The sequence below is a fragment of the Shewanella sp. Koi 1 genome, assembly GCF_052907445.1.
In genome coordinates, this window is record NZ_JBREJM010000003.1 from 1 (window position 1) to 8,432 (window position 8,432).

At 41.9% G+C, this 8,432-nt stretch carries 10 protein-coding genes; 7 read left to right on the forward strand and 3 right to left on the reverse strand.

Features of this window, described 5'->3' with window-relative positions; genetic code table 11:
* Nucleotides 1–2 precede the first annotated feature (2 nt).
* Nucleotides 3–611 (forward strand): tyrosine-type recombinase/integrase, encoded by a 609-nt coding sequence (locus ACUZ8J_RS21230; protein WP_446694980.1) that lies wholly within the window; start codon nt 3–5, stop codon nt 609–611.
* Here ACUZ8J_RS21230 and ACUZ8J_RS21235 read toward each other — a convergent pair.
* Entirely contained in the window at nt 608–1,054 is a 447-nt protein-coding gene (locus ACUZ8J_RS21235) for a hypothetical protein (protein ID WP_446694981.1), read from the reverse strand. The two genes, ACUZ8J_RS21230 and ACUZ8J_RS21235, sit on opposite strands and share 4 nt — an antisense overlap.
* A gap of 54 nt (nt 1,055–1,108) precedes the next feature.
* Entirely contained in the window at nt 1,109–1,792 is a 684-nt protein-coding gene (locus tag ACUZ8J_RS21240; protein ID WP_446694982.1) for a replication initiation protein, read from the reverse strand.
* A gap of 1,334 nt (nt 1,793–3,126) precedes the next feature.
* Between ACUZ8J_RS21240 and ACUZ8J_RS21245 the strand changes: the two genes are divergently transcribed.
* Both ACUZ8J_RS21245 and ACUZ8J_RS21250 read left to right on the forward strand, forming a co-directional pair.
* Nucleotides 3,127–3,996, forward strand: a complete 870-nt coding sequence (locus tag ACUZ8J_RS21245) for a phage integrase N-terminal domain-containing protein (RefSeq protein WP_446694983.1) — start codon at nt 3,127–3,129, stop codon at nt 3,994–3,996.
* A gap of 49 nt (nt 3,997–4,045) precedes the next feature.
* Nucleotides 4,046–4,201: a hypothetical protein gene (locus ACUZ8J_RS21250; protein WP_446694984.1), complete on the forward strand. Its 156-nt coding sequence runs from the start codon at nt 4,046–4,048 to the stop codon at nt 4,199–4,201.
* Here ACUZ8J_RS21250 and ACUZ8J_RS21255 read toward each other — a convergent pair.
* Nucleotides 4,198–4,398, reverse strand: coding sequence for a hypothetical protein (locus ACUZ8J_RS21255; RefSeq protein ID WP_413488992.1), 201 nt, complete (start codon nt 4,396–4,398; stop codon nt 4,198–4,200). The genes ACUZ8J_RS21250 and ACUZ8J_RS21255 overlap by 4 nt on opposite strands.
* Before the next feature lie 124 nt (nt 4,399–4,522).
* Between ACUZ8J_RS21255 and ACUZ8J_RS21260 the strand changes: the two genes are divergently transcribed.
* The 4 genes from ACUZ8J_RS21260 to ACUZ8J_RS21275 all read left to right on the forward strand — a co-directional run bounded on the left by ACUZ8J_RS21260 (nt 4,523) and on the right by ACUZ8J_RS21275 (nt 8,264).
* Entirely contained in the window at nt 4,523–4,777 is a 255-nt protein-coding gene (locus tag ACUZ8J_RS21260; RefSeq protein WP_446694985.1) for a hypothetical protein, read from the forward strand.
* 448 nt (nt 4,778–5,225) lie between these two features.
* Nucleotides 5,226–5,528 carry a hypothetical protein gene (locus ACUZ8J_RS21265; RefSeq protein ID WP_446694986.1) on the forward strand — a complete coding sequence of 101 codons (303 nt, stop codon included), beginning with the start codon at nt 5,226–5,228 and terminating at the stop codon, nt 5,526–5,528.
* A gap of 325 nt (nt 5,529–5,853) precedes the next feature.
* Nucleotides 5,854–7,524, forward strand: a complete 1,671-nt coding sequence (locus tag ACUZ8J_RS21270; RefSeq protein ID WP_446694987.1) for an Eco57I restriction-modification methylase domain-containing protein — start codon at nt 5,854–5,856, stop codon at nt 7,522–7,524.
* 2 nt (nt 7,525–7,526) lie between these two features.
* Nucleotides 7,527–8,264, forward strand: a complete 738-nt coding sequence (locus tag ACUZ8J_RS21275) for a PaeR7I family type II restriction endonuclease (RefSeq protein ID WP_446694988.1) — start codon at nt 7,527–7,529, stop codon at nt 8,262–8,264.
* The last annotated feature ends 168 nt before the right edge of the window (nt 8,265–8,432 follow it).

Below are 8,432 nucleotides of genomic sequence, written 5' to 3' on the forward strand. Positions count from 1 at the left end.
AAATGCGCCTGTTTACGTCCGATGGTGAGCGGTTGTATTTAACCGCGGAAGAACGGCGGCGCTTCCTCGATGCCAGCGCCTTAGAATCGCCAAGCGATAGGATGTTTTGCCATGTCCTGCATTACACCGGTTGCCGCCCGTCTGAGGCGTTAGCGATCTCGCCTAGGCATGTGATGGTCGAGGATGCGGCAATCGTTATTCGCTCCCTTAAGAAGCATAAAACCGATCCCCATGGCCGACTGAAGCAAGCGCAGTATCGCAGCGTGCCGGTGCCGCCATTTTTGATAGAGCATTTGGATTTAGTGTTTGGCCTGCGTACGCAACTACGGCGTGAGATGAACGCTGACAGTGTGTTATGGCCGGTGAGTCGACCTACCGCTTATCGCTTGGTGAAGCGTGTCATGATCAGGGCGGGGATTGTGGGGGCGCAAGCGACAGGCAAAGGGCTACGGCATGGCTTTGGGGTGGCAATGGTTACGGCGAATCCACCGGTGCCGCTACATGTGATCAGTCAGCTTATGGGACACAGTGACAGCAAGACCACGGAAATCTATCTGCAGGTGTTGAGTGAAGAACGGCATAGCTTAGTAATGAATGCTTGGGGACATTAGTTTTTGAGATATTTAGCTTTAATCTCATTTCTTAACGCGACATCAGCAAAGGTTTTTACCTCTTTCGGCCATTCAGGGTCTAGTTCTGGATTTGATTTTGTTACAGATTCAATGGTGTCGGCTGGTTTTTCTGATTTGTATTCAAGACGATTGCTTAATTCGATAATGAGCAATCTCATTTCAGACTGCTCTTTTTTCATCTCCTGTACTAGCTGAAAAAGCTCATCGTAAGACGGTGTTTCATTGTGATGCTTTTTTTCCTGATCAAGTGTTGCATCGAGTTTCATTTCTCCATAGACACGAAGTAGTTCCGATGTATCTACTAATGGGTTTCCATCACGGTCTCTTTCAATGGAAAGCTTGCCGTTGTTGATATGACGCCATAGCGTTGTTCGGTTCCTTCCTACGATTTTTGCTGCTTGCGATAGGTTTAATTTTGCCATGTTGCACCAATATTTAAGCATCAAGAGATGCGGTGTTGCGTGTGTTGCATTTGATTATACGTCTAATTTTAGCTGTGCGCTCTGCTTGAACTCAAATGACAATGCAGCCACTGTTCGGCCTTTCTTTATGGTCTCGTAATTTATGGTGAGGTCTGAACGCTGATTTAGTTCATCAACGGCCGGTTTGATAACCCACTTATTTAAGTCTCTAAATTGTGGGTATTTGTCGGAGATACCTAATGCAGAGCGGAAGTCATCCACGTAGATAACTCTTTCTCCAGTAGCGTTAAATTTCATCAAAAGCTCGTATAAACGAATAGAATGAGCTGACTGTAGGTTCGCGATATGTCGCAGCTTATAAGTTGTAAACCTGCTCTGTAAGCTACTGATGTACTTTAAAACTTCATCAGTCCAAGTGATTGTTATAGCTCCTTGCCCTTTGAGTTTTTTCACTCCCTTTTGAATCCATCTCAGCTTTACCTCTTCTTGCTCATCTCTTAGGACTATTACAGCATCGAAAAGGGTATCTGACGCCTTGTATAGCTCTCTATGAGCATTTTTGATGTCTATCCCCATAAGCTCTGAGAACTCAAGAGCTGTTAGGGTCATTTCCTTTGGGGCATTACCTCTAGAATCTACTTTCCCGAGGCAAGCTAAGACCAGTTTTTGGGCTTGTACATTTAGTTTGTAACTAGCATCTATCAAGCTATTTGATTTAGTTACCGATAGGTTGTTCATTTTACGTCTCTATTGTGGAGTTTGTTTTTGACGCTCCACAATAACCAATTGTGGAACCGCTATCAACATTCTCCACGATTAACTGTGAATATCACCGTAAATCTCTCCACCTTTAGGGGCTGTTTTACCGTAAATCTCTCCACCTTTAGAGGCTGTTTTACCGTAAATCTCTCCACATTAAACCGCTGCAGCCCTTTAGTACCAAGGGTTACAGCGGTGCTAAAAACAAGAAAGATCTTAAAAAACAAGAAAGATCTATTAAAAAAGGGTTTCATCTGTGGATAAATAAGTAAATTTGAGCATCTGGCGGCTGCGCCGCGACCAAGGGCTTCGCCCTAGTTCGCCTAAAGGCTCCACCCTTACCCAAAAATGCCTCGCCATTTCCTGCCGTTGGCAGGGGCGAGATTTAAAAGCACCGCTGTAAGTAGGTTTTGTCTTCGACCGTTTAACCATGTCAGTGCGGATAACCCGTTACCCTGCGGGGCTAGTTCGCTTCGCTCACGGTCTAGCAGAAAGATAAAGCAAAAATCGGCATTAAGTGTCCTAAATCAAGATTTGCAGCGTTTTTTATTAAAATAGCAATCGCTCTATCAATATCAGAATAAAGCTGCTTAAAACGCTTCCTAGGCGTTTTAACGATGCCTAAAAATAACGCTTAATACTGCTAATCTTCTCACCTATAAACACGATTAAAAACGTTCGCGATCTTGCCGCTGAGCGCATGCCGGCTAGCGAAGTCTGCCGGTATGCGTGAAGTGGCCGGCTTGGATAGGTTGAAAAAGTTACGAAATCAAATGCCAAAAGAAGCCAACGTTGAGGGAGGATGTCACTCCATGTTAAGGGAGTGACATCCTCCCAGGTGTGCTCCTCATGCGGGGGATGTTGGCTTCTTTTGGCATGATGAGCGCGTGATAGCGAAGGTCGCTATTGCGTGCGAATTTGCCTTGCGGTAAAGTGAAATTTCTTCCAGCGCATCTCTCGATGCTTCAATATTTCCCCTAAAGAAAAACTTTTTTGCTCCCGTCCAACAGGACGTTTGTAGGATCACTGACTAGCACTCAGACTTGATGGCGGCGCTCAACAGAGACGCATCATTTGTGGCAATTGCCCTTAGCAACACCTGCTCAATACCCTTGTGGGTTCTTACCTGTTCTCGGCAGTAGGAACGAGCATTAACACTAAACTGACTTCCGAAGTGGCCGCCTAGCGCATGCTGAAGGCCGATGTGTTGCTAATCCGCCCGAGCAAACCTAATTCCATTGTAAATGCGCCTACATTGGCGCATTCCCTTTATTTTGATTTCGTAACTTTTTCAAAAGATTTCAAGGGATATTATGGCGTCCACGTTCCTGTTTCAGGCCAATCAATTTTTGAAGCAACATTGCGCCAGTTCATTTGCGACCCGATCTGAGCGGATTAAAACGATCCGTTTAGTCGATAAGCAATTGAGGGAGCTAGGGTTTAAAAACCTGCAGTTGCAAGGGCTAAAACCAAAACATATTGATGCACTGTTACAAAAATGGCAGGCGGAAAACTTGTCGGCGGGAACAATTAAAAACCGTATGGTACATGTCCGGTGGCTCACCGAAAAAATAGGCAAAAAGGGCGTGATATCCCAATCAAATTCTGATTTAGGGATCGATAAGCGGGTGTATGTCACCAATGAAAATAAGGGAAAAACGCTTACTGAAGCCCAACTTAATGCGGTGTCCGATCCGTATCTAAAAATGTCGCTGCAGCTTCAAGCCGCCTTTGGCTTAAGGCGCGAGGAAGCGATGAAGATCATTGTCGATAAGGCGATTCAAGGGGAGCGTTTGGTACTGGATGCGTCTTGGTGCAAAGGTGGTCGAGATCGCACGATCCCGATTTTGACGGATGAGCAGCGCCAACTATTGGCACAGGCGCGCACATTAGCCCGTGGCCGTTCCCTCATTCCGCCGCAGTTAATGTACAGGCAGCAAATGAAACGCTATGAAAATACTTGTCTTAAGATTGGCCTTGATCGGGCGCATGGCTTGCGTCACCGCTACGCACAGCAACGCTATGTCGCATTAACCGGCTTCGAATGTCATGCTGTGTCTGGGGTGGCGGCCAAAACGTTGTCTGAGGCGCATCGGGCGTTAGATAAGATGGCAAGAGCGGTGATTACGCAGGAGTTAGGCCATGGTCGGTTGCAGGTCACGGCTGTTTATCTGGGCGCGTAGTGCTGTTACTATCAACTCTGTGCAATATTCCATTTAGGAGGCGGGCGCCATGAGCATCGGTACAATGCAGATCACTGGTTTTTTTATTATTCTCGCGACCTTGGGAACGCTGATTTATTCAGGATATTTGCTATATACCCATAGCAGCTCACCTCATCAGCCCGTTAATTCAGGTAAGTCTCGTCAGCGTGATAAAAAGCGCTAGTGCTTTTTTTTCTTCACTAGCATATCGCTGGCGCTGTCATACGCCCAAAGCTCGTTGGGGTCGAGTTGATCCTTTCCTAACACATTCGCAGCCCTTTCTAGCCAATTTAGGACAAGGGGATCGTCGACGGGCAGCTTCAGTTGCACCATGGCCAATAACTCGTCTTTTAACGCTTGCTCTTCTGGGGTCAGTGCCACGCTACATCCTCTTCATTTTGTCACGATTTTATCATTATCTTCATTGTGTCACGGTATTGAGCACTTGATTTTGTAACTTTTTTCAAGCTATATTGATTTTGTAACTTAATCAAGGGTAACGCTTATGACTGAACAAACCAAGTCAAATAACCATGGCGGCGCACGCCCAGGTGCGGGTCGTAAGACTAAGTATGAAAAGACAGTGGTGATGCGGGTGCCTGAGAAGTACCAAGAGGTGATCAAGGCGCTGATCGCCCACTTAGACGAGACCGCTTATCTGAATAGCCATTATAAAAATGGGCAGGGATCTGAGCCGGTGTATCTGCGTTCGCTCGATGACAATAAGCAGAATATTACCTTTAAAACCATGCCGTTCTAGACGGTGTTGCACAGTGCAACACCGAATGCAGCAGGGGCGGGTATTTCATTTGATTATGTAACTTAATCAAATGTGTTTACCACTGACTAGGTAAGCGCAATCGGGTGTGGAATACCCGTAGGATGTGGGCATGGTAGGTATTAACCAGTATATAGCGCGTATTTACCACTGATATACTACGGCTATTCATAGTATTATTCAGGTTTATAGCGTTTTTTGGAGGGTTGAGCTTTTACGCATTGAAACCGCTAAATAATCTTAAAAAACATGGATAAATGCGGAACATAATACTGGGCAGGATGTGTGAAGTAGGCCTACCTTGATAAATCAGGCAGCTCTATTCACTTGGATATATTCGCTCCATTCTGGTGCTCAATTCCTTCCCTGCGAAATCGGTATCTAGCATCATCAACAAATGAAAAAAGTCACAAAATCAAGGTGGTGTATTGTGAATAACAAAGTTAAAGGTATTCCATTTGCAGAAGTTAAAGCTGCGGCACTCGCCAATCCTACCGTTCTTGAAGCTTACTTACTTGAACAAGCCGCAGTATCAAATCGAGTAGATGTTGAAATATTCATAACTAAGCTAATGACAGCCTTAAGTGATCTTCCTAAGAAGGACATTGAGGTCGGTGATTTGGCTAATGAGATAGGCATAGCTATGGCCTCGTTAGCGGGTAGTGAAAAGCATATAGAAAGAGAGTGCCTTAGTGGGATTAAGCATGGTTTTTCAATGGTTAGAGACGCATGAATTGTAGTCGAAATGTTGTTTTAATGGATAAAGTATCATTGAATGGGTTTTGCCTGGCTTGCGACTCAGTCGCCCTTTGTCCACATTCACATGCTGTTCGTTGAGGTTATAACTGCCATGATTCAGCCTTTGTTGATAGTTTATTTATGTGAGTAAGTGGGTTAAGTTACTTTTTTTGAAAATTTCAGAATCCCTTTTCCAGATTTTATGGTCAAAGATGGATGTTGAAGTCATTGCAGGAGTGTCGGTGCGTACTCAACGTTCATCATAGTATCTATGTTAAACTTCGTTTGACGCTAACTCTCAGGTACAGAAGTAAGAAAATATGTCATCCACTATCGCAATCGAAGATGTTTCAAAATACGCCTTGATTTGGGGTGAATCAAGCTCCGAAAAAGGAGAAGTTTTCACGAAACCAGAGATAGTTAAATTTATGATTTGTACTTCTGGTGTCAGTAGAGCTTTGTTAAATTCAGACACTCGGATTTTAGAACCATCTTGCGGTCAAGGTGCGTTTGTTCATGCTATCGCGGAAGAGCTTTGTTTGGAAATTAAAGCGTCAAACAAGTCTGAGTTGCTTAGTGCTGGACGATTTCTTAAATTGATTACAGCCTATGATATTTCAAATGATAATATTGCTATAGCTAAAAGAAAAACATATCAAGTTTTAAGAACAATCTTCGATGATGACAATGCTCAAATGCTTGTCAACGGGTGGTTTAAAAATGATGATTTTTTGCTTAGCGATAGTTCATCTTTCTATACGCATATTATTGGGAATCCTCCTTATGTTCGTATTGAACATATCCCTTATAAACTGCTAGATGCGTATAGAAATAAATTTGTCACTATGAAAGAACGAGCAGATATTTACATCGCATTTTATGAGAAATCGTTGTCATTACTAAAAGAAAATGGCGTGCTTTCATTTATCTGCACTGACAGATGGACTAAAAATAGTTATGGTTCATCTTTGCGGGAATATATTGATAGCAGATATCAATTAGATCTATATGTCGATATGTATGGTCAAGATGCTTTTCAATCTGAAGTACTTACCTATCCTGCAATAACACAGATTTCTCGTCGGGAAAAGTCACAGGCTATAATAATTCATAATCCAAAAATTGATGATGATTTTTCTAAAATTGTAGCGCAGTCATTGTTGGATGATACTATTGAGTTTTCTGGTAAGAACGTTAGAAAAGATGTGGTAAATGGTTCCAAACCATGGATGTTTGGTTCGTCTGATGAACTAGAACTTATTAAACGATTAGAAAGAGATTTTCCGCTGATTGAAGATGCTGATTGTCAAATTTTCATCGGTGCTGCAACTGGGAACAATAAAGTTTATGTAGTTGATGAAAACGTGGACATAGAATCTAGTCGCAAAATTCCAATGGTTAAAGCTGTCGATATAAAAAATGGATATCTAAAAAATCATAATCAATTTATCATTAATACTTACGATAATGATGGTGTGATTAATTTGGATTGTTTTCCAAAGCTAAAAAAATACCTTGAGACTTATGCTGATATTCTTAAATCTAGATATATTTCTAAGAAATCACCTTCAGCATGGTTTAAAACCATTGATCGTGTTTATCCTGAACGTGCGAAAGCAGAAAAACTGCTTATACCAGATATTAAGTCAAAGTTGACAGTGGTTTATGATGAAGGTGTGTATCACCCTAACAATTCTATATATTACATATGTTCAAAATCTTGGAATCTGAAAGCTTTGCAGGCTGTATTAATTTCTGGAATAGGGCAAATTTTCGTTGAAGGGTATTCAACCAAAGTTTCTGGAGGAAACCTTCGTTTTCAAGCTCAACACCTTAGGAGAATACGTCTCCCACTATGGGAGGCTGTATCTGAAGATCTTCGATTGGGGTTGGAACAGGCTGCTATTAAAGGTGATATTTCTTTGGCTAAAGAGCTGGTTTGCTCTTTGTATGGCCTATCAGATAGAGAAAAACAAGTATTAGGTTGCTAATAATGAACGATAAAATAAAAGAAGCTGTAAAGAGTTTTTGGTCTGTCAGATCTGATGGTGCAGGAGTGCTTGGAGGTAAGACTCTTGATGGGTTTATAAATATAATTGAAGATACAATTATAAGTTCTGGTCTGGAAGATGTGGAAATCTATACTGGTAAAAATTCATCTCAGCTTCCTGGTTTTTTTCGCCCACATAAATCATGGGATGTTGTGGCTATATCGAAAGGGAATCTTGTAGCTGCAATTGAGTTAAAATCACAAGTTGGTTCTATTGGAAATAATTTTAATAATAGAACAGAGGAAGTGTTAGGTAGTGGAATTGATCTTCATACTGCAATTGAAGAGCGTGCCTTTGGGGATAATGCTGAAATTTTTACTGGTTATCTAATACTTGTAGAAGATTCTAATAATACAAGAAGATCTGCGACTATTAACATGAATTTTTTCCCTGTTATGCCAGGCTTTCTTGCTGATGAAGGTTTGCGAAAAACTACTTATAAGCCAAGTGCTTTAGGTAAGTATCCTAGTGTTGACGGTATTTCTTATCTAGAAAGATATGATCTATTGTGTAAGAGATTGGTTCTTAAAAATATGTATACAGCCACAGCATTGATTGTTGCTGATGAAGAACATGCAAGCACTGGAGACTATAGGGATTTTTCTCCACAAACGAGTTTCAGTAAGTTTTTGATGAAATTAGATAATCATTGTCGAATTCTTGCTCGCTATGGAGGTTAGATATTTTTATCTATTTTCTAAATTAACTTAATGAATCACTCTGAACCAGACTGATTCACGCGAGCTGCTAAAACCCGCTCTAATGCCCCATTTTCGGCTATTCTGGGGCGGTTTTTTCCCTTAAGATGAATCAAATCTTTAAAGAACTGATTCAAACCCATGCAAACC

Bases quoted from the DNA above. Each gene is read 5' to 3' on its own strand.
- ACUZ8J_RS21240 (WP_446694982.1), bottom strand. From the start codon at position 1,792: ATGAACAACCTATCGGTAACTAAATCAAATAGCTTGATAGATGCTAGT.
- ACUZ8J_RS21270 (WP_446694987.1), top strand. From the start codon at position 5,854: ATGTCATCCACTATCGCAATCGAAGATGTTTCAAAATACGCCTTGATT.
- ACUZ8J_RS21260 (WP_446694985.1), top strand. From the start codon at position 4,523: ATGACTGAACAAACCAAGTCAAATAACCATGGCGGCGCACGCCCAGGT.
- ACUZ8J_RS21275 (WP_446694988.1), top strand. From the start codon at position 7,527: ATGAACGATAAAATAAAAGAAGCTGTAAAGAGTTTTTGGTCTGTCAGA.
- ACUZ8J_RS21245 (WP_446694983.1), top strand. From the start codon at position 3,127: ATGGCGTCCACGTTCCTGTTTCAGGCCAATCAATTTTTGAAGCAACAT.
- ACUZ8J_RS21250 (WP_446694984.1), top strand. From the start codon at position 4,046: ATGAGCATCGGTACAATGCAGATCACTGGTTTTTTTATTATTCTCGCG.
- ACUZ8J_RS21230 (WP_446694980.1), top strand. From the start codon at position 3: ATGCGCCTGTTTACGTCCGATGGTGAGCGGTTGTATTTAACCGCGGAA.
- ACUZ8J_RS21235 (WP_446694981.1), bottom strand. From the start codon at position 1,054: ATGGCAAAATTAAACCTATCGCAAGCAGCAAAAATCGTAGGAAGGAAC.